The sequence below is a fragment of the Pseudomonas sp. EZ-C24 genome (assembly GCF_014525325.1).
Classification (GTDB): domain Bacteria; phylum Pseudomonadota; class Gammaproteobacteria; order Pseudomonadales; family Pseudomonadaceae; genus Aquipseudomonas; species Aquipseudomonas shirazensis.
The window spans coordinates 71,468-96,351 of record NZ_JACDIU010000014.1 but is presented as its reverse complement, the minus strand read 5'-3'; the positions used below and the strand labels follow the sequence as shown (position 1 = coordinate 96,351).

General features: G+C 63.6%; 19 protein-coding genes. 9 read left to right on the top strand and 10 right to left on the bottom strand.

Features of this window, described 5'->3' with window-relative positions; all coding sequences use genetic code 11:
• Positions 1–13 precede the first annotated feature (13 nt).
• Complete coding sequence (locus IDM28_RS09500) at positions 14–2,245, bottom strand: TonB-dependent receptor (RefSeq protein WP_188035789.1); 2,232 nt, start codon at positions 2,243–2,245, stop codon at positions 14–16.
• 241 nt (positions 2,246–2,486) lie between these two features.
• Between IDM28_RS09500 and IDM28_RS09495 the strand changes: the two genes are divergently transcribed.
• Entirely contained in the window at positions 2,487–3,533 is a 1,047-nt protein-coding gene (locus tag IDM28_RS09495) for a LacI family DNA-binding transcriptional regulator (protein ID WP_188035788.1), read from the top strand.
• 76 nt (positions 3,534–3,609) lie between these two features.
• Positions 3,610–5,394 (top strand): sensor histidine kinase, encoded by a 1,785-nt coding sequence (locus tag IDM28_RS09490; protein ID WP_150571875.1) that lies wholly within the window; start codon positions 3,610–3,612, stop codon positions 5,392–5,394.
• Here the strand turns inward: IDM28_RS09490 and IDM28_RS09485 are convergent.
• Positions 5,351–7,561 (bottom strand): ATP-binding protein, encoded by a 2,211-nt coding sequence (locus tag IDM28_RS09485; protein WP_188035787.1) that lies wholly within the window; start codon positions 7,559–7,561, stop codon positions 5,351–5,353. The two genes, IDM28_RS09490 and IDM28_RS09485, sit on opposite strands and share 44 nt — an antisense overlap.
• A gap of 410 nt (positions 7,562–7,971) precedes the next feature.
• Between IDM28_RS09485 and IDM28_RS09480 the strand changes: the two genes are divergently transcribed.
• Positions 7,972–9,384 (top strand): purine-cytosine permease family protein, encoded by a 1,413-nt coding sequence (locus IDM28_RS09480; protein WP_188035786.1) that lies wholly within the window; start codon positions 7,972–7,974, stop codon positions 9,382–9,384.
• Positions 9,385–9,426: 42 nt separating this feature from the next.
• On the opposite strand, the gene IDM28_RS09475 is transcribed toward IDM28_RS09480, so the two are convergent.
• Entirely contained in the window at positions 9,427–10,305 is an 879-nt protein-coding gene (locus tag IDM28_RS09475) for a LysR family transcriptional regulator (protein WP_188035785.1), read from the bottom strand.
• A gap of 282 nt (positions 10,306–10,587) precedes the next feature.
• Between IDM28_RS09475 and IDM28_RS09470 the strand changes: the two genes are divergently transcribed.
• Positions 10,588–11,310 (top strand): pirin family protein, encoded by a 723-nt coding sequence (locus tag IDM28_RS09470; protein ID WP_188035784.1) that lies wholly within the window; start codon positions 10,588–10,590, stop codon positions 11,308–11,310.
• Positions 11,311–11,356: 46 nt separating this feature from the next.
• Here the strand turns inward: IDM28_RS09470 and IDM28_RS09465 are convergent, their stop codons facing one another.
• Complete coding sequence (locus tag IDM28_RS09465; RefSeq protein ID WP_181087725.1) at positions 11,357–11,650, bottom strand: DUF1330 domain-containing protein; 294 nt, start codon at positions 11,648–11,650, stop codon at positions 11,357–11,359.
• A 78-nt stretch (positions 11,651–11,728) separates the two neighbouring features.
• Here IDM28_RS09465 and ribBA point away from each other — a divergent pair, with 78 nt between their 5' ends.
• The 5 genes from ribBA (at position 11,729) to IDM28_RS09440 (ending at position 16,970) form a co-directional block, all read left to right on the top strand.
• Entirely contained in the window at positions 11,729–12,847 is a 1,119-nt protein-coding gene (gene ribBA / locus IDM28_RS09460) for a bifunctional 3,4-dihydroxy-2-butanone-4-phosphate synthase/GTP cyclohydrolase II (RefSeq protein ID WP_150569476.1), read from the top strand.
• Positions 12,848–13,046: 199 nt separating this feature from the next.
• Entirely contained in the window at positions 13,047–14,072 is a 1,026-nt protein-coding gene (locus tag IDM28_RS09455; RefSeq protein ID WP_101318773.1) for an ABC transporter substrate-binding protein, read from the top strand.
• The gene (locus IDM28_RS09450) at positions 14,069–14,986 is read left to right on the top strand and encodes an ABC transporter permease (RefSeq protein ID WP_101318771.1); all 918 of its coding nucleotides are present in this window, start codon (positions 14,069–14,071) and stop codon (positions 14,984–14,986) included. Before IDM28_RS09455 ends, IDM28_RS09450 begins: the two co-directional genes overlap by 4 nt.
• A 6-nt stretch (positions 14,987–14,992) precedes the next feature.
• Positions 14,993–15,802, top strand: coding sequence for an ABC transporter permease (locus tag IDM28_RS09445; protein ID WP_103437076.1), 810 nt, complete (start codon positions 14,993–14,995; stop codon positions 15,800–15,802).
• Between the two features lie 19 nt (positions 15,803–15,821).
• Positions 15,822–16,970, top strand: coding sequence for an ABC transporter ATP-binding protein (locus IDM28_RS09440; protein WP_101318767.1), 1,149 nt, complete (start codon positions 15,822–15,824; stop codon positions 16,968–16,970).
• Positions 16,971–17,008: 38 nt separating this feature from the next.
• Here IDM28_RS09440 and IDM28_RS09435 read toward each other — a convergent pair whose 3' ends face one another.
• Genes IDM28_RS09435 through IDM28_RS09410 form a run of 6 tightly spaced genes read right to left on the bottom strand, consistent with a single transcriptional unit; the run spans position 17,009 to position 24,754 of the window.
• Positions 17,009–18,391: an MFS transporter gene (locus IDM28_RS09435; RefSeq protein ID WP_150569477.1), complete on the bottom strand. Its 1,383-nt coding sequence runs from the start codon at positions 18,389–18,391 to the stop codon at positions 17,009–17,011.
• A complete protein-coding gene (locus tag IDM28_RS09430; protein WP_101318763.1) occupies positions 18,388–19,599 on the bottom strand; it encodes an acyl-CoA dehydrogenase family protein in 1,212 nt (403 codons plus the stop codon). The genes IDM28_RS09435 and IDM28_RS09430 overlap by 4 nt, the downstream gene beginning before the upstream one ends.
• Positions 19,600–19,609: 10 nt before the next feature.
• Complete coding sequence (locus IDM28_RS09425; protein WP_188035783.1) at positions 19,610–21,322, bottom strand: dipeptide ABC transporter ATP-binding protein; 1,713 nt, start codon at positions 21,320–21,322, stop codon at positions 19,610–19,612.
• Entirely contained in the window at positions 21,319–22,182 is an 864-nt protein-coding gene (locus tag IDM28_RS09420) for an ABC transporter permease (RefSeq protein ID WP_150569480.1), read from the bottom strand. Before IDM28_RS09420 ends, IDM28_RS09425 begins: the two co-directional genes overlap by 4 nt.
• Positions 22,179–23,168, bottom strand: coding sequence for an ABC transporter permease (locus IDM28_RS09415; RefSeq protein ID WP_150569481.1), 990 nt, complete (start codon positions 23,166–23,168; stop codon positions 22,179–22,181). The genes IDM28_RS09420 and IDM28_RS09415 overlap by 4 nt, the downstream gene beginning before the upstream one ends.
• Positions 23,165–24,754 (bottom strand): ABC transporter substrate-binding protein, encoded by a 1,590-nt coding sequence (locus IDM28_RS09410; protein ID WP_150572935.1) that lies wholly within the window; start codon positions 24,752–24,754, stop codon positions 23,165–23,167. The genes IDM28_RS09415 and IDM28_RS09410 overlap by 4 nt, the downstream gene beginning before the upstream one ends.
• Between the last annotated feature and the right edge of the window lie 130 nt (positions 24,755–24,884).

The window sequence follows — 24,884 nt, the reverse complement described above, 5'->3', positions numbered from 1 at the left end:
ACGGGCCGCTCGGTTAGAAGTCCTTGCGCAGTTGCACGCCGAAGTAGCGGCCGTCATCGCGCGGCACCGAGCGATAGATGTAGTCGCCGCCGCTGGAGAGCATCTGTGCGTAAGACTTGTCGCCAAGGTTCTTGCCCAGCAGTGCGACCCGCCAGCCCTCGTTGTAATCGGCCAGGGCAACACTGGCGTTCCAGATGCCGTAAGCACCCTGTACGGTGTCGGGGTTCTGGTCGAGGCTGAACTGCACCGAGTCCTGCCAGCTGTAGTCACTGGCCAACTCGATATCCAGGCCGTTGTCCAGCGGGATCACATAGTCGGCGCGCAGGTAGGTCTTCCAGTCCGGGGTGAACGGCAGGCGGCCGCCGTCGATGTCGCAGCTGGCAGCCGCGCCCGCTGGGCAGTTGAAGTGGTCGACGCGAGCTTTGGTGTAGGCCGCTGCGGCAGACAGTTTCAGCTGCGAGGTGACCTGCAAGCTGGCATCCAGCTCGACGCCCTGGGTCTTGACCTTGCCGGCGTTGACCAGGCGGGTGACCACCTGGTTGGCCACGGTGTCGAAGAAGTTGGCCTGGTAGTCGTCGTAGTCGGTATGGAACAGCGCCAGGTTGGCCACCAGGCGGTTGTCCAGCGCAGTGCTCTTGAGGCCGATCTCGTAAGCGTCGGAGGTTTCTGGCTTGAGTGCACCGGTATCTCGCGGCTGCATGTTGAAGAACACGTTGTAGGCCGGCCCCTTGTAACCACGTGAATAGGTCACGTAGCCGGTCAGGTTGTCGTTGAAGTCATATTGCAGGCCAGTGCGGCCGCTCCAGCCGTCTTCATCGACCGAGCCCTGACTGGCAGTCGAGGGCTGGATGCCGGTCACCGAGGTCGGCAAGGTGGACACCCGGCGGTGATCGTATTCGAGGTCATCGTGGGTCCAGCGCAGGCCGAAGATGGCCCGCAAATCATCGGTGAAGTTGAAGGTGTTTTCACCGAACAGGGCAACGCTCTCATTGGTGGTCGAATAGTCGGCGCGGCCACTGTTGGCTACGCCGCCGTTGACCGAAAGCCGTTGGTAGGTTTCCCGCGAGGTGCCGTGCATGTAGAACGCGCCCAGCACGTACTCGTTGAACTGGCCCTTGGGCGAGGTCAGGCGAAACTCCTGGCTGTACTGGTCGTAGTCGACAGTGCCTTTGTCATGGGAGGCGGTCAGCGGCAACAGCGCACGGCGGTCACCGTCCTGATACTGGGTGTTGTCCCAACCGCGCCAGGCGCTGATCGAGGTCAGGGTGTAATCCCCCAGTTGCCAGTCAAGCTGGGCCGAGAAGCCCTGGTTTTCGTCCTCGACGTGGGTCTTGAAATCACTGCTGATGTCGCGGTTGTGCGCGCTCGGCCGGACCGCGCCCAGCTGGTTGCGAAAGGCCGTGCTGGCCTGGGTGACGACGCCACTGGGCAAGGTGTCCTCACCCTTCATGTAGTCGCCGATCAGGGTCAGGCGCAGCTCATCGCTGGGTTCGAATTCAAGCTTGCCGCGCAGGCCTTTGCGCTCATAGCCATTTACATCATGGCCATTGGCGAGGTTCTCCACGTTGCCGTCATAGTCGCCCCACAGCGTGCTCAACGAACCTTTGAGCTGCTCGTTCAAGCGGCCACCGAGGCCAAAGCGCAGGCGGTTTTCGTCGCCACCGCCAAAGTGCGAATAGTCGACATAGCCTTGGGTCTGCTCGGGGATAGCTTTGCTGACCACGTTGAGCACGCCGGCGGAGGCGTTTTTGCCGAACAGCGTGCCCTGCGGGCCGCGCAGCACTTCGATGCGTTCCAGATCAAGCAGATCGAGGGTGGATTGGCCTGGTCGGCCAAACACCACGCCGTCGACCACAGTAGCTACGGTCGGCTCGACGCCTGGTGAGGTCGAGATAGTGCCGACGCCACGAATGAACAGCGAGGTGTCCTTGTTCGACGCACCCGCACGGTAGTTGAGGGTCGGCACCTGCTGGACGATGCTGGCGACGCTGTTGCGGTTATCACGTTCGAGCTGCTCGCCCTGCACCACCGAGACCGCAACCGGCACTTCCTGCAGGCTCGCCTCGCGGCGTGTAGCGGTCACGGTGACGGCGCTCAGCGCAGTGGCCTGCGGGTTCTGCTGGTCGTTATCAGCAGCCTGTGCCGACTGACCGATGGCCGCCAGCAACACGGCTGTGGCGAGAGGCGAACGTACGGGGAAACGGCTGGCGCGCGCAACGGCGCCTCGGATCTGATGTGTGTGCATGATGCTTACTGCCCTGAAAGACCAGACTGAATTGAAGTGCTGTCGATGTCTGGTCTCGCTCGTGCGAGTGGCAGTCGGTGGCCAACAGCAGCGCTGTGTTAGCGCTAACATGGACCGAGTATCCAAGCCCGCCGCTTAGCAGGTCAAATACTTAAAAAAACTTTTGTTATTCCATAAAGCTATTTGCGTAGCATGCCTGGGTTAGCGCTAACATCGGCGCTCATTCATTCGAGATGCCCCTGTGAGCCAGCTCAAGGACACCCCTCGTAAGCGCCGCGGCGCGGGCCGCGTCACCCTCGCCCAAGTGGCGCGCGAGGCCGGCGTGTCATCGATCAGCGTGTCTCGCTACTTCAATCAACCCGAGCAGGTTTCGCCGCCCCTGCGTGAGCGCATCAAAGCCGTGGTCGAAGCCTTGGGCTATGTGCCCAATCTGGTGGCCGGCGGGCTGGCTTCGGCACGCGGGCGTATCGTCGGTATGGTCATCCCAAACATCTCCGGGCCGATCTTTGCCCAGACCATCCAGGCCTTCAGCGACACCCTGAGCAAGCACGGTTATCAGTTGCTGCTGGCGTCGAGCTATTTCAGCGAAGAACAGGAAGAAAGCGCAGTGCGCGCGTTTCTCGGTTGGTCGCCGGCGGCACTGGTGGTCACCAGCCAGTTTCACAGCCCGGCCACCGAGAAGATGCTGGCAGAGGCCGATGTACCGGTCGTGGAAATCTGGGACTACTGCCCCGAGCGGGAGCCATTGCAGGTAGGTTTTCTGCACTTCGAGGTCGGCGTGCAGGCCTGCCGCTATCTGCTCGACAAGGGCCACCGGCGCATCGCCTTCGTGCAGAACAGCGCGGCCGGCGACTTCAGTGCGCGGCAACGGCGCGATGGTTATGCGCAAACCTTGCGCGATGCCGGGCTGGAGCCGTGGTTCTTCGTGCCGACGGCGGACAGCGCTCCGTTCGAGGCGGGCAAGCAGGCGATGCAGGCCTTGATCCGCCGCGAGCCGCGCCCGGATGCGATCATCTTTGCCAACGACAACTTGGCCGCCGGCGCCGTGCTCGCCGGCCAGCGCGCCGGCCTGAAGCTGCCCGAAGAGATGGCCATAATGGGCTTTGGTGACTACGCCTTCGCTGACATGCTGCTGCCAAGCTTGACCACCCTGCGCCCGCCCTCGCGGGAGATTGGCGAGATCGCCGCGCTGCGCGTGCTGCAGCACCTGGGAGCAATCGCCGTGGATGTCGATGTGCCGCGGCTGAACCTGTTGCACTGCGAGCTGATCGCGCGCGAAAGTGCCTGACATCCCGCATAAAGCGCTCGCAATCAGCCCTGCCAACGGGCAACCTTGTGCTCCCTGCAAACGGATCGACCTAGCAATGGCTAAATGGCTGGAAGGCGGCGGATTGATGGCCGAACGCATCCGCGCCCACGATTGGGCGCAAACTGCGCTCGGGCCTATGGAAAGCTGGCCCGACGTGCTCAAGACCACCCTGTCGCTGTGCCTTAACTCACGGTTCGCTCAGGCCGTGCTATGGGGCGAGCAGATGCTCACTCTGCACAACGATGCCTTCAGCGATATCTTGGGCGGCAAGCCACTGGCCTTGGGCATTCCTTTCAGCGAAGTCTGGCAGGAGGCGTGGAGCGACATCGGAGTACTTGCCGAGCGCGCCCTTGCCGGCGAAGCGGTGTTCATCGATAACTTTCCACTGCTGATTGATCGCCAGCGCGGTACCGAACGCGCTTACTTCACGTTCTGCTACAGCCCGATCCGCGACCACAATGGCGAATTGGTCGGCATGCTCGATACGGTCACTGAGACCACCGCGACAGTGATCGCCAATCAGCGCCTGAATTTTCTCGACGGTCTGAGCCGTACCCTGGCCGACGCCACCGAGCCTGACCTGATCATGGCCACCACCACCCGTCTACTGGTCGGACATCTCGGCCTGTCCAGCTGTGCCTATGCCGTCATGGACGCAGATCAGGACGGTTTCACCATTTGCGGCGATGCCGTCGCGACCGGCTCACCACGGTTGGTGGGCCACTATCGGCTGGCCGATTTCGGCAGCCTGGCGGTCAGCCAGCTGCGCGCCGGTCGGGCGCTGGTGATCGACGACAACCTCAGCCAACTGCTGCCACATGAGGCCGCGACGTTCCAGGCCATTGGCATCACTGCGACCATCTGCATGCCGCTGATCAAGGACGGTCGGCTGACCGCACTGATGGCCATCCATGACCGCCAACCGCGCCACTGGACGGCTTACGAGCAGGGGCTCATCAGCGAAGTCACCGAGCGCTGCTGGGCGCATATCCAGCGGGTCCAGGCCGTTGCCGAGGTGCGCGCCAGCGCCGCCGCCCTCGAAGCACTCAATGTCAGCCTGGAACAGCGTGTCGAAGAGCGCACCGAGCAATTGCTGCAAACCGAAGCAGTCCTGCGCCAGTCGCAAAAGCTCGAAGCGATCGGCCAGCTGACCGGAGGCGTGGCGCACGATTTCAATAATCTACTGACCATCATTCGCTCGTCGCTGCACTTCCTGCAACGTCCCGACCTGGAAGACAGCCGCCGCCAGCGCTATCTGCAAACCATGATCGAGACGGTTGAGCGTGGCTCGAAACTGACCGGCCAGCTGCTCGCCTTTGCCCGGCGCCAAGCGCTCAGCCCGCAGATATTCGAGGTTGGCCAACGCCTGCAAGCCATGGCCGACATGCTCGATACCGCCACTGGGGCGCGGGTCAAGGTGGTACTGGAACTGCCGCAGACGCCGTGTTTTGTCCATGCGGACCCAGGCCAGCTGGAAACCGCAGTGCTTAACCTGATGATCAATGGCCGCGACGCGTTGAATGGAGTAGGCACGCTGGTACTGCAACTGGTTGCCAACCAGCGCATGCCCGCGCAACCGGGTGATCATCTGCAGGCGGGGGCGTTTGCCGCGATTTCGGTGATCGACAATGGCACGGGTATTGCACCAGAGCTGCTGGAGCGGATTTTTGACCCCTTCTTCACCACCAAGCCGGCCGGTGAAGGCACCGGCCTGGGCTTGTCGCAGGTATTTGGCTTCGCCAAGCAGTCAGGCGGCGATGTGCAGGTAATCAGCCAGCCTGGCCAGGGCACCACGTTTACCCTGTACTTGCCTCAGGAGGCTCCGTCAGTGGGCTGTTGAGCGCGAGCAACTGGGCCAGACTCTCAGCCAGTTCGGCCCGGCGAAACGGCTTGCGCAGAACAGCAAAACCATTGAGTTCACGCGGGGTCAGGTTGGCATAACCGGTAATGATCAGCACCGGCAATTGCGGTTGCTGCTGGCGCAGTTGCTGAGCGAACCTGGCGCCGGTCTCATCGACCATGATCTGGTCAGTCACCAGCACATCCATCGCCAGCCCCTCTGCCAGCATTCGCCGCGCCTGCGCGGGGCTGGCGGCTTCGGTTACCCGATAGCCAAGGTCACGCAATTGCAGGGCCGTTGCGTTGCGCACGATGTCCTCATCGTCAACCAGCAAGACCTGCATTTGCCCTGGTGCCATGATGGCGTCGCCAACTTCGGCAAGCGGCTCACAGACCTGGCCGCGACTGACTGGCAGCCACAATGTCGCCCGAGTGCCCTGCCCCGGCTGCGAATCGATGGCAAAGCCACCGCCTGACTGAGCTGCCAGGCCCTGCACCATGGGCAGGCCAAGGCCGGAGCCTTTGCCGACCTGTTTGGTTGAATAAAACGGCTCAAAGCAACGCTCCAGCACTTCTTCACTCATGCCGCAGCCGCTGTCACGCACCTGCAGCCAGACCTGGCGGCCGTGCACGCTTTCCGGCCAATCCGGGTCATCTTCACCAACCCCGGCGGCCAGATACACACGCCCGCCATTGGCCATGGCGTCGCGTGCGTTGACCACCAGGTTGAGCAAAGCAAGCTCAAGCTGATGGGGATCGACCAGCACATTGGGCAACTGTGGATCGACCTGCACCACGACCTCAATGGTCGGCCCCAGCGAGCGCGCCATCAACTCGTGCATGTCATTGACCAGTGTTGCCAGGCACACGGCTTGCGGCTTGAGTGTCTGCCGGCGAGCAAAGCTGAGCAGGCGCCCGACCAGAATTCGCGCACGTTCAGCGGCCTGCAGCGCACCATCGATCAAGCGCACTGAACGCTGAGCATCCTCTGGCCGTCGACGGATCAGCTCCAGGGAGGCAATGATCGGGGTGAGCATGTTGTTGAAATCGTGGGCGATACCGCCGGTGAGCTGGCCAATCATCTCCATCTTGCCAGTTTCATGCAGCTGCCGATTGGCTTCCTCGCGTTCGGCCAGCATTGCCGACACACGCTCTTCGAGGGACTCATTAAGCGCCAGCAGCTCGGCAAAAGTTGCCTCAAGGTGCGCACTGCTGGCGCGCAACGCCCGCTCGGAGCGGGCGTGGGTGATTGCCTGCCAGACCCGCTTGGCGGTGTCTTCGAGCAGCAGGCACTGGTCCTCGTCGACAAAATGCGGCGCGGCAAACTCGACGCCGAGGATGGCATCAATGCTGCTGCCGCGCAGTACCGGCACATACACGCTGGCGGCATCTGCACCCTGCACGACGAAACCGCGACCGAGCTGTTCGGTCAGTCGCACTGGACTCTCGCCGCAGGTCAGATCACCAACCCTGGAAATCGCACCATTTACCCAATCGCGGGCGATGCGCATCTGCTGATCATCTCCTTGCGATTCGGCTAGAAAAACCCGCACGGCGCCCAGTTGCTGGCCTACGCGTTCGATGGCATAGGCTTCGATCTGTTCCGGCTCGGTCAATTCCGGAAGCGCCTGACCCAGTTCGAGGAGAAAGCTCTGCCGCCGTTCGAACTGCACCTTTTGCGTGGTTTCAGAGACGACGCACAATACACCGCCAACGCTGCCGTCGATTTCGCGAACGGCAGAGTAGGACACGTCGAAATAAGCCGTCTCGCCGTGGGCGCTACGCTCCAGGTAAAACGGTCGGTCCTTGGCTGAAAAAGTTTGCCCGGTGTTGCGCACGCCGCTCAGCAGCGGTTCTAGGTCATCCCACAGCTCGGTCCAGTTTTCCTGTGCAGGTCGCCCTAGCGCGCGCGGGTGCTTGTTGCCAATTGTGGTCGAGTAAGCATCGTTATACAGCGCCACGTATTCAGGACCCCAGAACAGCACGATCTGCGCTTGAGCCGGCAAAATGGTTGCCATCAGCGTCTTCAGACTGAGCGACCACTGTTGCGGCGCACCCAGCGGAGAGCCTGACCAGTCCATGGTCTGGATCTGGCTGCCAATGCTGCCACCCCCCAGCAGAAAAGGCAGTTTTGCCTGGTCTGGATGATTATTCTGACCTGACTTCATCTTGTGCTGACCGTCAATTGCCCAATAGTGTTGTCCTCTATCTGCTGAATAGGAAATCAAACCGGCGCAGACGTTCCGTGGCATTTTGTACCAGGTCGGACAAACGGCCGTCAGTAGCCATCACCAGGCTGGTGCAGGGCGTCACAGCGCGCCCCATTGCCTTGCACAGACTCTCCACGCATGGCCCTTTACTCGCGTGCCTGCGGGCATTTGCCAGGCCGGCACGAAGCTTGCTCGCCAAGACCTTTCAGGCCGAGTTCAGCCTTAGGTTTTTTAACGTTCATGAGTACATATTTACTAATTTCTCGTTCGCCGACCAGCCGCCATCATCCCTCCAACAAGAACACGTCGCCCATTGCCGGCGCGTACCCGGGGATCACCCGACGCCCCTCCTTGCCTTGGAGTCAGTCATGACCAGTGCAGCCAATTCGGCCCCTCTGATAGAAAAACATACAATCGGCTACGTACCGCCGCAGGATCGCCACGGAAAGGTCAGGGATCTGTTCACCCTCTGGTTCGGTGGCAATATCGCGCCGCTGCCGATCGTCACCGGCGCGCTTGGCGTGCAGCTGTTTCACCTGAACCTGGTGTGGGGCATCGTCGCCATTCTGGTTGGCCACTTGCTCGGCGGCGTGCTGATGGCGCTGCACTCGGCGCAGGGGCCACAGATGGGCATCCCGCAGATGATTCAGAGCCGCGCCCAGTTCGGCTCGCTCGGCGCCCTGCTGGTGGTGGTGATTGCCGGGGTCATGTACATCGGCTTCTTCGCATCCAATATCGTTCTTGCCGGCAAGTCACTGCACGGTGTCGCGGAGTCGATTCCGGTATCGGTCGGCATCGTGGTCGGGGCGCTGGGATCGGGCATCATCGGCATCATCGGTTACCGCTTCATCCATGTGCTCAACCGTATCGGCACCTGGGTATTGGGCATCGGTATCGTGGTCGGCTTTGGCTATATCTTCAGCCATGTGCAAAGCGACGACTTCCTCACCCGCGGCGGCTTCAACCTGGCCGGCTGGCTGGCCACGGTCTCGCTCGCCGCGCTGTGGCAGATCGCCTTTGCGCCGTATGTGTCCGACTATTCGCGCTACCTGCCCGCCGACGTCAAAGTCTCCTCGACGTTCTGGACCACTTATCTCGGTTCGGCGCTCGGCTCCAGCCTGTCGTTCGTGTTCGGCGCCGTGGCCGTGCTGGCAATCCCGGTCGGGATGGACACCATGGACGCGGTGAAGATGGCCACCGGCGCCATCGGCCCGCTGATGCTGGTGCTGTTCCTGCTCAGCGTGATCAGCCATAACGCGCTCAACCTGTACGGCGCGGTGCTGTCGATCATCACCCTGATCCAGACCTTCGCCTGGCGCTGGATCCCCACCGCCAAGAGCCGTGCGGTGCTGTCGCTGATCGTGCTTGCGGCGTGTTGCGTGGTGGCAGTGTTTGCTTCGGCGGACTTTATCGGCCACTTCGTCGACATGGTGCTGGTGCTGTTGGTGGTACTGGTGCCGTGGACCGCGATCAACCTGATCGACTTCTATGTGATCCACAAGGGCGACTACGACATCGAGTCGATCTTCAAGGTCGATGGCGGTATCTACGGCCGCTACAACCCGCAGGCGCTGCTGGCCTATGCCGTAGGCATCATCGTGCAGATCCCGTTCATGAACACCCCGCTGTACGTCGGCCCGGTGTCCGAGCACATCAACGGCGCCGACCTGTCGTGGCTGGTGGGGCTGCTGATCACCTCGCCGCTGTACTGGTGGCTGGCCAGCCGCGATAGCGCTTACCGTCGGCGCCAGACCAGCGCCAAACTGGCCGCAGCTGCCTGAGCCAAGGCCATCACGGGCTGGCCTCGCGCCGGCCCGGCTTGGCTACAGTCGCTTGCGCAGAAACTCGACAAAGGCCTGCACCGGCCGAGCGATTTGGCGGTGCTGCGGATACACCGCCGACAGCTGTAGCGGCGGCGGTGTCCAGGCCTCGAGCAGCTTGACCAGACGCCCGTCGGCCAGCGCCTGCTCGACGATGAAAGCCGGCAAGTAGGTCACCCCCATCCCGGCAATCGCCGCATCTCTCAATAGCTCGCCATTGTTGGCCCGCATGCGCCCACTGACGGCGATCGCCTGCAGTGTCTTGCCCTGCCCCTTGAACTGCCACTGCACCTGCCGTGAATGACCATAGGGCAGGCAATCATGCTCGCGCAGCGCTTCGGGTTCGAGCGGTGTGCCGCGCGCGGCTAGGTAGCCCGGGCTGGCACAATACACCCGCTCGATACTTGCAATACGCCGCGCAACCAGGCTTGAGTCCTCTAACGTGCCAATCCGTAGCGCCAGATCGTAGCCCTCACCGATAAGGTCCACAGCGCGGTCGCTCAGGTCGATCTCGACGATCAACTGCGCATGCAGTTGCAGAAACTCGGTGAGCAAACTGCCCAGATGGCTGATGGCAAACGACAGCGGCGCGCTCAAGCGCAGGGTCCCGCGCAGAGCCTGGGTCTGGCCGCTGATGTCCTGCTCGGCCTGCTGCATCTCGCCGAGCAGGCGCACGGCAGAATCGAAGTACTGCTGGCCCAGTGGGGTGGCGTCGAGGCGCCGGGTCGAACGGTTGAGCAAGCGCACGCCGAGGCGTTCTTCAAGCTGCATCAGGCGCCGGCTGACCGACTGCTTGGACATGCCCAGCAGGTCGGCTGCCGCGGTGAAACTACCGGCCTGCATGACCTGGGTGAAAATGCGCATGTCTTCGTATGGGTTCATCGGGTTGCTCTTGGTGACGGTCGAGCGCTTTATAGCGGCTTTTGTCTGCCTGGGCATCTATTGGTTTATTGGTTGATCGAAAAGCCTCGAGATCATTGAACTGAATCAGTCGGTTGATGATAGATCCAGATAAAGCCCACCTCGCTCTATTGGCGCACGATTGTCAGCCTGAACCTGACAGTTAATCTCTGAGAAGCTAGTTTTTCATGATACTGAGTGACAGTAAGATTCATCCATCAACAGCCCAAAGCCTTCCCGGCGCAGGCTCACAGGAGAATCACCATGCTCACACTTCGCAAAGCACAAGACCGCGGCCTGGGCTTTCATGGCTGGCTGAAATCGTTTCACACCTTCTCCTTCGGCAGCTATCGCGACCCTGAAGAGCAAGGTTTCTCCGACCTGCTGGTGATCAACGACGACCGCGTCTCGCCCGGCCAGGGCTTCGGTCAGCATCCGCACCGGGACATGGAGATTTTTTCCTACGTGCTGGAAGGCGCGCTGGAACATAAGGACACGCTCGGCACCGGCTCGGTGATCCGCCCCGGTGACGTGCAGCTGATGAGCGCCGGCCACGGTGTTGCCCATAGCGAGTTCAACCACAGCCATGACGAGTCGGTGCATTTTCTGCAGATCTGGATCGTGCCGCAGGTCAAAGGCGCCGAGCCGCGCTATCAGCAGCAGCACTTCAGCGCTGCTGACAAACGTGGCCGCTTGCGCCTGATCATCTCGCCGAATGGTGCACAGGGCTCGCTGCAGGTGCGCCAGGATGCCAAGGTCTATGCCGGGCTGTTCGACGGTGATGAGCGTGCCACCTTGAAGCTGCCGGACAACCGTCATGCCTATGTGCATGTTGCCCGCGGCAGCATCGAGCTGAACGGCCAGCTGCTCAGCGAAGGTGACGGCGTGCGGCTACGTCAGGAGCAGGTGCTGAGCCTGGCCAACGGCCACGACGCCGAAGTGCTGGTATTCGACCTGCGCCCGAACGAGCTGCCTGGGATGGCATGAGCAGAGGGGCCATCAGTGCTGGCCCCTCACCTGCTTCACGCAGTGCTCAACCCTCGAACCCCTCAACAATGATTACCTCAGCCTTGGCCACCCCTTGTCGGTGGCTACAGGCATCTTGATATTCCGCCGAGCGATAGCAGGCCAGTGCCTGCTCATAAGAATCGAACTCGATCACCACACTGCGCTGCGGTGTCGGCCTGCCTTCCAACGCTTCACTGCGCCCGCCCCGGGCGAGGAACTTGCCGCCGTACGCCTTGAACGCTGCCGGCGCGCGCTGGGTGTACTGTTGGTACTGCTCGAGGTCGCTGATATCGACGTGGGCGATCCAGTAAGCCTTCATCCGCTGCTCTCCAGTTTTTCCGATTTTTGTGTATGATGGTATACCACAATAATCGACAAACTACAGCGAGCGTGCAACATGGCTTTCAACAGCATCGAAGAACTTCTCGAGGACTATCGGCAAGGCAAGATGGTCCTGCTGGTGGACGACGAAGACCGTGAAAACGAAGGCGATCTGCTGATCGCGGCTGAACGCTGCGACGCCCAGGCGATCAACTTCATGGCGCGCCAGGCACGCGGGCTGATTTGCCTGACGCTCACCGACGAGCACTGCCAGCGGCTGGGCTTGGAGCAGATGGTGCCGAGCAACGGCAGCGTGTTCAGCACCGCTTTCACCGTTTCCATCGAAGCCGCCAGCGGCGTCACCACCGGTATCTCCGCCGCTGATCGCGCGCGCACGGTAGCGGCTGCGATGGCGGCCGATGCTCGCCCCGAGGACCTGGTCCAGCCGGGGCATATCTTCCCCCTGCGCGCCCGCGAAGGCGGCGTGCTGACCAGGGCCGGGCATACCGAAGCCGGCTGCGACCTGGCACGCCTGGCCGGGTTCAGCCCGGCCTCGGTCATCGTCGAAGTGCTCAATGACGACGGCACCATGGCCCGCCGCCCCGACCTGGAAGTGTTCGCCGCCGAGCATGGCATCAAGATCGGCACCATCGCCGACCTCATCCACTATCGCCTGAGCACCGAGCAGACCATCAAGCGCATCGGTGAGCGCGAACTGCCCACCGTGCACGGCACCTTCCGTCTGGTGACCTATGAAGACCGGATCGAAGGTGGCGTGCACATGGCCATGGTCATGGGCGATATCCGCCGCGAACAACCCACCCTGGTACGTGTGCATGTAATCGACCCGCTGCGCGACCTGGTCGGCGCCGAGTACGCCGGTCCCGCCAACTGGACCTTGTGGGCCGCCCTGCAACGGGTCGCTGAAGAAGGCTCCGGGGTAGTGGTTGTGCTGGCCAATCACGAGTCTTCGCAAGCGCTGCTGGAGCGTGTGCCACACCTGACCCAGCCCGTGCGGCCCTATCAGCGAGGCCAGTCCAAGGTCTATTCGGAGGTCGGCACCGGCGCGCAGATTCTGCAGGACCTGGGCGTGGGCAAACTGCGCCATCTGGGGCCGCCGCTCAAGTACGCGGGTTTGGCTGGGTATGAGCTTGAAGTGGTGCAAAGCATCCCGTTCGAGCCCGCTGTGCTTTGAGCAATCGCTGACCGCCGGTACACGGATGCCTCTTGCGAAAAGCTTGGAATACCATAATATGATATCCCGTAGACCTTAAAATCCTGGCCGGCTCCTACACTCAAAACTGGCCGCACCACATCGTTGAAATTGCTGCTCCCGAACATATTGGCGGGTGACAGAACCCGCCTCGAATAACAAAAGTAACGAGGGCGTAACCATGCTGTTGAGCAAACGTGTAAGCGCAGTGCTGTCCGCCAGCCTGCTGACCCTGGCCTGTCAGGCCACCCAGGCCGCCGACAGCCTCAACTTCGTCAGCTGGGGCGGTACGACCCAGGACGCGCAGAAGCAGGCGTGGGCCGAGCCGTTCTCCAAAGAGAGCAACATCAAGGTGGTGCAGGACGGCCCGACCGACTACGGCAAGCTCAAGGCCATGGTCGAGAGTGGCAACGTGCAGTGGGATGTGGTGGACGTCGAAGCCGACTTTGCCCTTCGCGCCGCAGCAGAAGGCCTGCTCGAGCCGCTGGATTTCAACACCGTCAAACGCGACCGGATCGACCCGCGGTTCGTTTCCGACCACGGCGTCGGCTCGTTCTTCTTCTCGTTTGTGCTCGGTTACAACGAAGGCAAGCTTGGTAGCAACAAGCCGGCCGAGTGGTCGGCGCTGTTCGACACCAAAACCTTCCCCGGCAAGCGCGCCCTGTACAAGTGGCCAAGCCCCGGCGTGCTGGAACTGGCCCTGCTGGCCGATGGTGTAGCCGCCGACAAACTGTACCCCCTGGACTTGGACCGCGCCTTCAAGAAACTCGACACCATCAAGAAAGACATCGTCTGGTGGGGCGGCGGCGCCCAGTCGCAGCAACTGCTGGCGTCTGGTGAAGTGTCGCTGGGGCAGTTCTGGAACGGCCGCGTGTATGCCTTGCAACAAGACGGCGCACCAGTCGGTGTGAGCTGGAAGCAGAACCTGGTAATGGCTGATTTTCTGGTCATTCCCAAAGGCGCCAAGAACAAGGACGCGGCGATGAAGTTCCTGGCCAACGCCAGCAGCGCCAAGGGCCAGGCCGAGTTCGCCAATCTCACCGCCTACGCCCCGGTCAACCTCGACAGCGTCAGCCAGCTCAAACCTGAACTGGCGCCGAACCTGCCCACCGCCTACGCCCAGGATCAGGTCACGCTGGACTTCGCCTACTGGGCGAAAAACGGCCAGGCCATCGCTGCGCGCTGGAATGAGTGGTTGGTCAAATGAAAGTCGCCATCAACGCCCTGCACAACGCGCAAGGTGCCCCCAGCGGCACCGGCGCCCCCGGCACGGCCACCCGCCGCAGCGGGATGGGTCAACGCTGGCGCGGTAGCCGTAACCTGCTGCCCGCGCTGGTGTTCCTAGGCCTGTTCTTCTTTGCGCCACTGATCGGCCTGCTCCTGCGCGGCGTGCTCGAACCGGTGCCGGGGCTGGGCAACTACGAGCAGCTGTTCGCCAACTCGGCCTATGCACGGGTGCTGTTCAACACCTTCTCGGTGGCCGGCCTGGTGACCTTGATCAGCGTGCTGCTGGGCTTTCCGCTGGCCTGGGCGATCACCTTGGTACCGAAGGGCTGGGGCCGTTGGCTGCTGAACATCGTGCTGCTGTCGATGTGGACCAGCCTGCTGGCACGGACTTACTCGTGGCTGGTGCTGCTGCAGGCCTCCGGAGTGATCAACAAGGCGTTGATGGCGATGGGCATCATCGATGCGCCGCTGGAAATGGTGCACAACCTGACCGGCGTGGTGATCGGCATGAGCTACATCATGATCCCGTTCATCGTGCTGCCGTTGCAGGCAACCATGCACGCCATCGACCCGATGGTGCTGCAGGCAGGCTCCATCTGTGGGGCCAGCCCGTGGACCAATTTCTGGAAGGTGTTCCTGCCGCTGTGCCGCTCGGGGTTGTTCTCCGGGGCCTTGATGGTGTTCGTCATGTCGCTCGGTTACTACGTCACCCCGGCCCTGCTCGGTGGTGCGCAGAACATGATGCTGCCCGAGTTCATCGTCCAGCAGGTGCAGTCGTTCCTCAATTGGGGCCTGGCCAGCGCTGCCGCCGCACTGTTGGTGTTGATCACCCTGGTGCTTTTCTACCTGTACCTGAAGCTGCAGCCGGAATCCCCGGTCGGCAATGCGAGGTAAGCCGCGATGCTCCTGACTCCAAATGCCATGGGCCGCCCGCTGCGGTTTGGCCTGTATGCCACCACCGGTGTGATTGCCGCGTTTCTGCTGCTGCCGATCCTGTTCATCGTGCTGCTGTCATTCGGCTCCTCGCAATGGCTGGTATTCCCACCGCCAGGCTGGACCCTGAAGTGGTACGGCCAGTTTTTCTCCAACCCGGAGTGGATGGACGCCGCTCTGGCCAGCCTCAAGGTTGCCGTGCTCACCACCGTGTGCGCAGTAGCACTGGGCTTGCCGACCGCCTTCGCCCTGGTGCGCGGGCGCTTCCCCGGGCGGGAAATGCTCTACGGCCTGTTTACCCTGCCGATGATCGTGCCGCTGGTGATCATCGCCGTGGCGGTCTACGCGCTGTTTCTCAAGCTTGGCTACACCGGGACGCTGTTCGCCTTTGTCGTCAGCCATGTGATCGTCGCCCTGCCCTTCACCATCATCTCGATCATCAACTCGCTGAAGCTGTTCGACCAGTCGATCGAAGACGCTGCGGTGATCTGCGGCGCCTCGCGCTTGCAGGCGATCTTCAAGGTGACCTTCCCGGCGATTCGCCCGGGGATGATCGCCGGCGGCCTGTTCGCGTTTCTGGTGTCGTGGGACGAGGTGGTGCTCAGTGTGATGATGGCCAGCCCCAACCTGCAGACCCTGCCGGTCAAAATGTGGACCACCCTGCGCCAGGACCTGACCCCGGTGATCGCCGTCGCTTCGACGTTGCTGATCGGCCTGTCGCTCCTGGTCATGCTCATCGCCGCCGCCCTGCGCCGGCGCAATCCAGTCAGCGCCTGAGTGCCCGGAGACAATAACAATGAGTGCAGTGATGAAAGACAACGCGCCGAACAAGACCCTTGTCAGCCTGCGTAATCTGAACAAGCATTACGGCGATTTCGCCGCCGTCGACAACATCAACCTGGATATCCAGAACGGCGAATTCCTGACCTTCCTCGGCTCCAGCGGTTCGGGCAAGTCGACCACCTTGTCGATGCTGGCCGGGTTCGAGACACCGAGCAGCGGCGAGATCCTGGTCGACGAGCAATCGCTGGTCAATGTGCCGCCGCACAAGCGCGACATTGGCATGGTGTTCCAGCGCTACTCGCTGTTCCCGCACCTGTCGGTGCGCGACAACATTGCCTTCCCGCTGGCGATCCGCAAGCTCAGCGCCAGCGAGATCAGCAAGCGCGTCGACGCCATGCTCAAGCTGGTGCAGCTCGAGCAGTTCGCCCACCGCCGCCCGGCGCAGCTCTCCGGCGGCCAGCAGCAGCGCGTGGCGATTGCTCGCGCGCTGGTCTACGAGCCCCGCATCCTGCTGATGGACGAGCCGCTCGGCGCACTGGACAAAAAGCTGCGCGAAGACCTGCAGGACGAACTGCGCCAGCTGCACCGTCGCCTCGGTATCACCATCGTCTACGTGACCCACGATCAGGAAGAAGCCATGCGCCTGTCGCAGCGCATCGCCATCTTCAGCCACGGCAAGATCGTCGGCCTGGGCAGTGGTTATGACCTCTACCAGAACCCGCCGAATGCCTTTGTGGCGTCGTTCCTGGGCAACTCGAACTTCTTCCGGATCAAGGCCAGCAGCAACGGCGCCGGCAGTTTCGAAGGGCAGCCATTGGCGATTCGCCTGACCCCTGGGCTGGTCGCCGGGCAGGACGCGCTGATCATGGTGCGCCCGGAAAAAGCCCTCGCCCTGAGCGCCGAACAGGCAGCGCGGGAGCCCTTGCCGGCAGGCTGGAACGAAGTCAGTGCCAAGGTCAGCGAAGTGTTGTTCCTCGGTGAAAGCCAGACCTGCCATGTGGTCAGCGCAGGCGGCACCGAGATGACGGTCAAGGCCTTGTCGGCAGCCGGTATGCCGATGCAGCCGGGCGACACGGTCAAGGTGCGCTGGGCGGTGGCCGATGCCTGCATCTACACCGAGTGGGCCGAGAGCGACCTGAGCAAGGCCGCCGGCGCGCACTGATCGACCAATGAACGGGGCTGGTGTGCGGCCCCGTTCAATCAGTTGGCTAAACGCCGGAACACCAGACCCGAGAGCACACACAGCAGCGCCGACAGCAGCATCACTACAGCGATATCTTCGACAGACGTCTCGACCCGGCCATCAGCCGCGGCCAGGATCCCCAGCATCACCCCAGCCAGACTTACCGACATGGCCATGGTCAACTGCACCGACATCGCCGACAGCGAGCTGGCCGCCGCCGAGCGTTCGCCTGGCACATCCTGATAGCTCGCTGCACCCAGGGTGGAAAACTGCAACGAGCGCACCAGGCCTGCGGCAAACAGCACCACCGCCATCAACCACACTGCCGTATCGCGGTCGAACGCTGCGCACAAGGCGATGCCCACGCCGCTGAGCAGTGCGTTGCAGCTGAGTACCCGGCGGTAGCCGTAACGGCGTACCAGCGGCACTGCCAGCAACTTCATCAACAACGCGCCGACGCCGCCGCTGACCATCAACCACCCCGCCGCCAGTGGGCTCATGCCCAGGCTGTTTTGCAGCAACAGCACCAGCAGAAACGGCTGTGCCGCCGAGCCCAGCCGGAACAGCCCCCCGCCCGCCTGGGCAACACCAAAGCTGCGCAGGCGCAACAGGCTCAAGTCGACCAGTGGGCTGGCATGGCGGCGGGCATGCAGCCAATAGCCGAGGGCAAACAGCCCGCCGGCGGCGATCAGCGCGAGGGCCCATGGCCGCGGCAACTGGCCAAGGCCTAGCGACTCCAGGCCAGCCACCAGCAGCGCCAACGCGCCGCCGCTGAGCAGCAGGCCGCGATAGTCCAGTGGCGGTACGCTGCGCGCCGGGAAGTCCGGCACATGTTTGAGAATCAACCAGCAGCCAAGCAGGCAGATCGGCAGGTTGACCAGAAAGATCCAGTGCCACGACAGCACCGTCACCAACAAACCGCCCAGCAGCGGCCCCAGCAACGGCCCGACCAAGGCCGGCAACGCCAGCCACGACATCGACTGCAGCAACTGATCGCGGCTCGACCAGCGCAGGATGATCACCTGCCCCACCGGCGTCATCAGCGCTGCGGCAGCACCTTGCAGCATGCGCCCGAGGCACAGTTGCCAGAGCGTGTCAGCCAGCGCACAGGTAAGCGAGGCGCCGGTAAACAAGCCCATCGCCAACAGCATTACCTGCCGTGGGCGAAAACGCTCGGCCGCCCAGCCGCTGATCGGCACGCACAGCGCCAGGGCCAGCATGTACAGCGAGACCACCAGGTTCATGCGCAGCCCCGGCTCGCCAAAATCGGCGGCCATGCTCGGCAGCGCGGTCATCACCGCCGTGCTGTCGAGCAGTTCCATGAACAGCGCAGCGCCGATGATCACCGGCACCTTGGGGCTTTGCAGATGGCCGACCAAAGCCGCCGGCTGAGCCGTCAAAACAGCCCCGAGACGGGTGGCCGGGTGCCCTTGAGCTGCCAGGCGCCGACTACCGCCGCCTTCCAGTGGCGCGGGTTGTGGTTGGCCACCGTGCGCGCATTGCGCCAGTGCCGGTCGAGGTTGTGCTGACGGCCAGTGGTCGAGGCACCGCCGACATCGAACAGGGTTTCGCCGGCTTTCAGCGCCAATTCGGCTGCCAGGTACTGCGCTTGGGCGACTTCCAGTGCAGCCTGCTCGACGGCACTTTCATCCAGCTGCGCGGCCCAGGCGCGATCGATACTGGCGGCGGCCTTGAGCACCAGTGCCTCGGCACCGAAAGCCCTGGCGGCAATATCGCCCACCGACAATTGCACGTACGGGTCATCGACCGACTGGCTGGCGCTGCTGTGCTTGATGGGCCGTGCATGCTCACGGGCAAACTGGCCCGCGTCGTTCAGGGCATTGCGGGCGATACCAGCCAGCACGGTGCCGAGAAACAGCTGCAGGAACGGCGTGACGATGGTGCGTTTGCCCTCCTCCACGGTGCGCGTGCGGATGTCGCTGGCCTCGACCCGCACGTTGTGCAGGTGGGTGGTGCCGCTGGCGGTCAGGCGCTGGCCCATGGCATCGAAGTCGTCGACCAGCTCCAGTCCTTCGCGGTCACGCGGCAGGATGAACGACACCGGCTGCTCGTCCTCGTCCAACGCCACCGCGCTGACGTAGTCGGCAAACAGCGCCCCGGTGCTATAGAACTTGCTGCCGTTGGCGCGGAAGTGATCGCCCTCGCGCACCAAACGCGCGGCAATGGCGCCATTGGCACCGCCCAGCTCCCAGCCGGCATTGCCGATCACCGCACCTTGCAGGTACACGGCAAACCAGCGCACGCGCTCCTGTTCGGCACCCTCGGCGCTGGCCGCGAGCAGGCCTTCGACAAAGGCGAAGCCCGGGCGCAGCGCCTGGGCGACGTTGGAGTCGGCGGCGGCCACCTGCAGCAGCAACTCGATCACATCACTGACGCTGCCACCAGGGCCGCCGTACTGCTGCGGGATACGCACGGTGTACAGGCCGGCTGCGGCCAGCTCGGCGATGGCCGCATAGGGTAGCCGGCGTTCGCGCTCACGCTCGGCAGCGCCGGCGGCAATCGCCGGCAGCAAGGCGCTGACACGGGCCTTTAGCGCGGCGACGGTATTGGCTGGGGCTTGGGCAGGCAAACGTTGAAAGGTAGTCATGGGGTAGTCCTTAGATGGCAATTTTCCACAGTCTTGCTTCGTCGAACAGGTCGAAGGCCTCATGCTCGAGGTCGAGCGGCGGTACGACCAATTCAGTGCCCGCGCCGGGCAGGCGCGGTACTGAGCCAAGCAGACGCTGGGTGTATTTATGGGCCGGCTGCCGGAACAGCTGCTCGACCGGTGCATGCTCGACGACCTGGCCGTGACGCATCACCAGCACGTCGTCGCTGACATGGCGGATCACCCCCAGGTCGTGGGAGATAAACAGGTAGGCCAGGCCCAGTTCGTCCTGCAGATCAGCGAGCAGATCCAGCACCTGCGCCTGCACCGAAACGTCCAGCGCCGACACCGGCTCGTCGCAGATGATCAGCTTCGGCTCGCTTGCGATGGCGCGGGCGATCGCCACGCGCTGACGCTGGCCGCCCGACAGCTGCAACGGCCGGCGCTGGGCCAGGTCCGCCGCAAGGCGCACCTGATTGAGCAGCACGGCAATCCGCGCCGGCCGTGCTGGCGCCTCGACGCCGGCGACCTGCAAGGCATCATCCAAAATCTGCGCAACCGTCCAGCGCGGGTCGAACGAACCGAGCGGGTCTTGATAGATCACGCTGATTTCGCGGCGCAGCGGCCGCCGGCTGGCCTCGGCGATGGCATCGTCGGGCAGGTTCCAGGGTTTGCCGCGATAGAGCACCTGGCCCTGGTCTGGCGTCAGCAGGCCCAGCGCCAGGCGCGCCACGGTGGTTTTGCCCGAGCCGGACTCACCAACGATGCCTAGCGTGCGGCCGGCGTGCAGGGTGAAGCTGACGCCCTGCACCACTTGCCGCGCCAGCCCGTCCGGGCCGGTGTAGCGCTTGCCCAGGTCACGGCCTTCGAGCAGGACCTCGCCCAGGCCACGGTTGACCAGCCTGGGCGTGCTGGCCACGCGTTGCGGCGACAGCCGGGTGCCCCGCGGATGCTCGGCTGGCACCGCCGCCAGCAACGCCTTGGTGTAGGCATGTCGAGGCTCGCGCAGCACCTGCTGCATCGGCCCCTGCTCGACCACTTCGCCATGGCGCAGCACCAGCACCTCGTCAGCCAACTGGGCAACCACGGCCAGGTCGTGGCTGATGATCAGCAGCGACGCACCGCGCGCCTTGATCTGCTGAAACACCTGCAGAATCTGCGCCTGCACCGTGGCATCCAGCGCGGTGGTTGGCTCGTCGGCGATCACCAGCGCCGGCTGCATGGCCAGCGCGCTGGCGATCAGGGCGCGCTGACGTAAGCCTCCCGACAGCTGTCCGGGGCGCTGGCGGGCGCGTAGTGCAGGGTCCGGCACGCCGACCAGCTCAAGCAGTTCATGCACCCGCGCCGCACGCTGCTGGCGGTCGCCGTAGCCATGGGTCTGCAACACTTCAAGGATCTCTTTACCGACCGGTCGCAACGGGTCGAGCGAGACCAGCGCATCCTGCAAGACAAAGCCGATGTCTTTGCCGCGCACCTGCCGCCACTGACGCTCGCTGAGATCAAGCAGGTCGTGGTCGGCAAAGCGCAACTGACGCGCCGACACCACGGCGCCCGTGCCGGTCAGGCCGACCAGGCTCCGGGCGCTGACGCTCTTGCCCGAGCCGGACTCGCCGACCAAGGCCACGCAACGCCCGGGCGCCAGGGTAAAGCTCAGGTCGCGGACCACACTCTGGCCGGCGAACGACACCGTCAGGCCGTCGACGATCAAGGTCTTGTCACTCATGCTTGGCGGCCCTCCAGGCGTTGTTGAATGAAGCGCCCCGTGACCGTCGTGGCCAGGGTGGTAAGAACGATGAACAGCCCAGGGAAGAACGTCAGCCACCAGGCGCTGGCGATGAAGTCGCGGCCCATCGACAGCATGGTCCCCCACTCCGGTGCCGGCGGCCGGGCGCCTAGGCCTAGAAAACTCAGCGCCGAGGCCCAGACAATGGCCTGGCCGACGCCCATGGTCATGGTCACCACCAGTGGGCGCATGGCGTTGGGCAGCAGTTGGCGCAGCACAATCCGCGAGGTGGGATGGCCGAGCGCGCGCGCCGCTTCGATGTAGCCGGCGTTGCGCACCGCCAGCACCTGGCCGCGCACCATGCGCGCGTAACCGGGCGCACCCCCAAGGCCGGTGGCAACGATCAGCGTGCCGACGCCGCTGCCGAACACCGCCACGAACAGCAACGCCAGGATCAAGCTGGGGAAGGCAAACAGCACCTCCAGCAGCCAGCCGACAGCGCGGTCGACCCGCGCACCACCGAGGCCGCCAAGCAAGCCCAGGCTGATTGCGATGGTCATCGACAACGCCGTGGCGGCGACGCCGATCAACAGGCTCTGGCGAGCGCCGTGAATGATCCGCGCAAAGATGTCGCGTCCGGATTGATCAGTGCCCAGCCAGTGCGCCCAGCTCGGCGCCTGGAATGCATCGCGCGGCACGATTGCCAGAGGGTCGACGTGGGTAAATAGCTGGGGAAACAGCGCAGCCAGCAGTAACGCGGCCAGAAACAGCAGGGCCAGGCTTGCGCCGACTGGCGGCAGGTTGATCCGGCGCTGACGGCGCAGCGGCGCCTGCACACGGTCAAGTATCAGGTCGCTCATGGCGTGGCCTCCTGTTGGCGGGGGTCGATCCACTGGTAGAGCAGGTCCACCAGAATGTTGGCCAGCACATAGCCCGCGGCAACTACCAGGCTGATGCCGATCACCAGCGGCATGTCCTGGGCCTGCACCGCCTGATACAGCTGGCGGCCGATGCCCTTGCGGGAAAAGATCACTTCGCACACCACCGCGCCGCTGATCAGCGCGCCAATGGCCCAACCCGACAGCGAAACCCCGGGCAACAAGGCGTGGCGCAAGGCATGCCGGAAGCGCACGGCCAGGTCACTCAAGCCACGGCTGCGGGCGGTGAGAATGAACGGTTGTTCCAGGGTCAGTTCGAGCGACTCGCGGGTCACCTGGGCAATGAAACCCGCCAGCGGAATGGCCAGAGAAAATGCCGGCAATACCAAACTGGCCAGGCTGTCGCTGCCCGCCGGCGGGAACCAGCGCAGGCCAAAGGCAAATACCGCCAGCAGCACCACGCCAAGCCAGAAGTGCGGCAAGGCGGCGCTGAGGGTTTCGGCCAGCGAGGCCAGCCCGCCGATCAGACGACCGCGCCCGGCGGTGATCACCGTCAGCAACAACACCAGCACCCAGGCCAGCAACAACGCGGCGATGGTCAGCTCAAGCGTCGCACCGCCCTGCTCGGCCAGCACCCGCGTCACCGGCAGGTGCTGCGAGTAGGACAGGCCAAGGTCGCCTTGCAGCAGGCGGCCCAGGTACAGCAGGTATTGCACGGCCAGCGGTTTATCCAGTCCGAACTCGATGCGCGTGGCTTCGATGGTTTCCGGACTGGGGTTGCCGCTGGGACCACCGAGAATCGCCAGCACCGGGTCGCCCGGCATCAGACGCAAGGCAAAAAACGTAAGCGTCGCCACGGCCCACAGCACCAGCAACCCGCCACCGAGGCGTATTACGGCGCGGCGGCCGAGTGCGGCCAGGCGCTCGCGGCGCGGGTCGGCTATTGCCAGTTCAGTTGCACTGCTCATTTGATCACCCAGGCGTCATACAGGTAAGTGACCGCCAACGACGGTTCCAGGCGCACCCCTCGGGCGGTCTTGTAAATGCCCAGGCGGGTGCTTTGCGGATAGGTGGTGAGCTGCAGGTATTGCCCGGCGGCTTGCGCCTGGGCCTGCTGATACAGCGCGCGGCGCTGCTCCGGCTGCTGCGTGGCCAGGGCCTGATCAAGCAGGCTGTCGAAGCCGGGATCGGCGTAGCCTGAGGAATTCTGGTGGTAGCCACCGACCCCTGCCGGCTGGACGAAGGCCGAGCTGAAGATGATCCGCAGCACGTCCGGGGTGTTGGTGTTCCAGTAACCAGTGCGGATGTCGTAGTCCCAGGCGGCCTGCCGGGCCGTGACCTGCACATCGCTCATCTGCTCCAGCACCAGCTCTATCCCGGCCTCGCGGGTGGTGGCCTGGACCTGCTCCCACAAGGTCAGCTCCGACGGCGGTGTGCGTGCTCCGATCAACACCGTCGCGCGCAGGCGCTTGCCGTCTTTGCTGCGGTAGCCCTCGGCATCGCGGCTGGTCCAGCCAGCGTCATCGAGCAGTTTGCCGGCGCGGGCCGGCTGGTAGTCCTGGCTGTGCTCGAAATCGGCACTGTAAAACGGCGTGGCCATGCTCAGCGGGCCGCCGGCGCGGGGGAATTCACCGAAATAAACGCTCTTCAGCGCGCCCTCGATATCGGCGCTGCGCACAAAGGCTTCGCGCACGCGGATATCATCGAACGGGGCGCGACGCAGGTTGAAAGTGCCGTTGGTGGGGTTACCCGGGCGTTGGGCGACGATCAGCTCGACATCCGGGTTGCGCCGTGCGGCCTCGTGGGATTCGGGCGGCAGGGTTTCGATCACATCGACTTCGCCTGCCTGCAGCGAGGCAAAGCGTACCGACGGCTCCTGGATGAACTTCCACACGATCCGTTCCAGGTAAGCCGGGCCCTGGTGCTGGGCGGTTGGCGGCGCCCAGTTGTAGTCCGGGTTGCGCACCAGCTCGACCTGGTTCTGCCGGTCCCAGCGCGCCACCTTGAACGGCCCGCTGCCGACCGGGCTTTCGCAGTTGACGTCACGGCTGCGCTTGAGCGCGGTAGGCGACTGAATACCGAGAAAGCCCTGCGCCAGCACTTCGAGAAACGCTGCATAGGGCGTTGCCAGGTGGACCACAGCGGTGTACTCGTCGATCACATCGGTGCCACGATACTGGCGGATATAGCCACCGGCGGTACTCGACTGGGTCTTGGGGTTGGCCATGTGATCGAGGTTGGCCTTGACTGCCTCGGCATTGAACGGCGTGCCATCGGTAAAGCGCACATCGCGGCGTAGCTGGAAGGTGTAGCTGAGGCCATCCGCGGCGACCTGCCAGTGCGTGGCCAGCCACGGGCCGATCCGCCCCTGGCTGTCCATCGACACCAGCGAGTCGAGGTATTGCTGAGCAACGAATACCTGCGGCATGTCCCCGGCGACGTGCGGGTCAAGGCAGGTTGGTTCGCGGTCGGTGGCGTACACCAGTGTGCCGCCGTGGACCGGCTGATCGCCGTGGGCGTTGACCTGCTCGGTGCGTTCGCAGCCGACCAGCATCAATGCTGTACTCAGCAAGGTCAGGGGGAGGATGGAGTTATTCAAGGATGCTCCTGCACGGGCCCAAGGGGTGTGCAAGGGCTATTGCAGGACTTGTGCCTGGTTTCAACTCCCTGATTTTGCTGGGTTT

Excerpts from the sequence above, each read along its gene's own strand:
- IDM28_RS09415 (WP_150569481.1), bottom strand. The coding sequence starts at position 23,168 with ATGAGCAGTGCAACTGAACTGGCAATAGCCGACCCGCGCCGCGAGCGC.
- IDM28_RS09465 (WP_181087725.1), bottom strand. The coding sequence starts at position 11,650 with ATGAAGGCTTACTGGATCGCCCACGTCGATATCAGCGACCTCGAGCAG.
- ribBA (WP_150569476.1), top strand. The coding sequence starts at position 11,729 with ATGGCTTTCAACAGCATCGAAGAACTTCTCGAGGACTATCGGCAAGGC.
- IDM28_RS09500 (WP_188035789.1), bottom strand. The coding sequence starts at position 2,245 with ATGCACACACATCAGATCCGAGGCGCCGTTGCGCGCGCCAGCCGTTTC.
- IDM28_RS09480 (WP_188035786.1), top strand. The coding sequence starts at position 7,972 with ATGACCAGTGCAGCCAATTCGGCCCCTCTGATAGAAAAACATACAATC.
- IDM28_RS09430 (WP_101318763.1), bottom strand. The coding sequence starts at position 19,599 with ATGACTACCTTTCAACGTTTGCCTGCCCAAGCCCCAGCCAATACCGTC.
- IDM28_RS09490 (WP_150571875.1), top strand. The coding sequence starts at position 3,610 with ATGGCTAAATGGCTGGAAGGCGGCGGATTGATGGCCGAACGCATCCGC.
- IDM28_RS09440 (WP_101318767.1), top strand. The coding sequence starts at position 15,822 with ATGAGTGCAGTGATGAAAGACAACGCGCCGAACAAGACCCTTGTCAGC.
- IDM28_RS09425 (WP_188035783.1), bottom strand. The coding sequence starts at position 21,322 with ATGAGTGACAAGACCTTGATCGTCGACGGCCTGACGGTGTCGTTCGCC.
- IDM28_RS09450 (WP_101318771.1), top strand. The coding sequence starts at position 14,069 with ATGAAAGTCGCCATCAACGCCCTGCACAACGCGCAAGGTGCCCCCAGC.
- IDM28_RS09445 (WP_103437076.1), top strand. The coding sequence starts at position 14,993 with ATGCTCCTGACTCCAAATGCCATGGGCCGCCCGCTGCGGTTTGGCCTG.
- IDM28_RS09455 (WP_101318773.1), top strand. The coding sequence starts at position 13,047 with ATGCTGTTGAGCAAACGTGTAAGCGCAGTGCTGTCCGCCAGCCTGCTG.
- IDM28_RS09420 (WP_150569480.1), bottom strand. The coding sequence starts at position 22,182 with ATGAGCGACCTGATACTTGACCGTGTGCAGGCGCCGCTGCGCCGTCAG.
- IDM28_RS09485 (WP_188035787.1), bottom strand. The coding sequence starts at position 7,561 with ATGAAGTCAGGTCAGAATAATCATCCAGACCAGGCAAAACTGCCTTTT.
- IDM28_RS09470 (WP_188035784.1), top strand. The coding sequence starts at position 10,588 with ATGCTCACACTTCGCAAAGCACAAGACCGCGGCCTGGGCTTTCATGGC.
- IDM28_RS09410 (WP_150572935.1), bottom strand. The coding sequence starts at position 24,754 with ATGCTGGTCGGCTGCGAACGCACCGAGCAGGTCAACGCCCACGGCGAT.
- IDM28_RS09475 (WP_188035785.1), bottom strand. The coding sequence starts at position 10,305 with ATGAACCCATACGAAGACATGCGCATTTTCACCCAGGTCATGCAGGCC.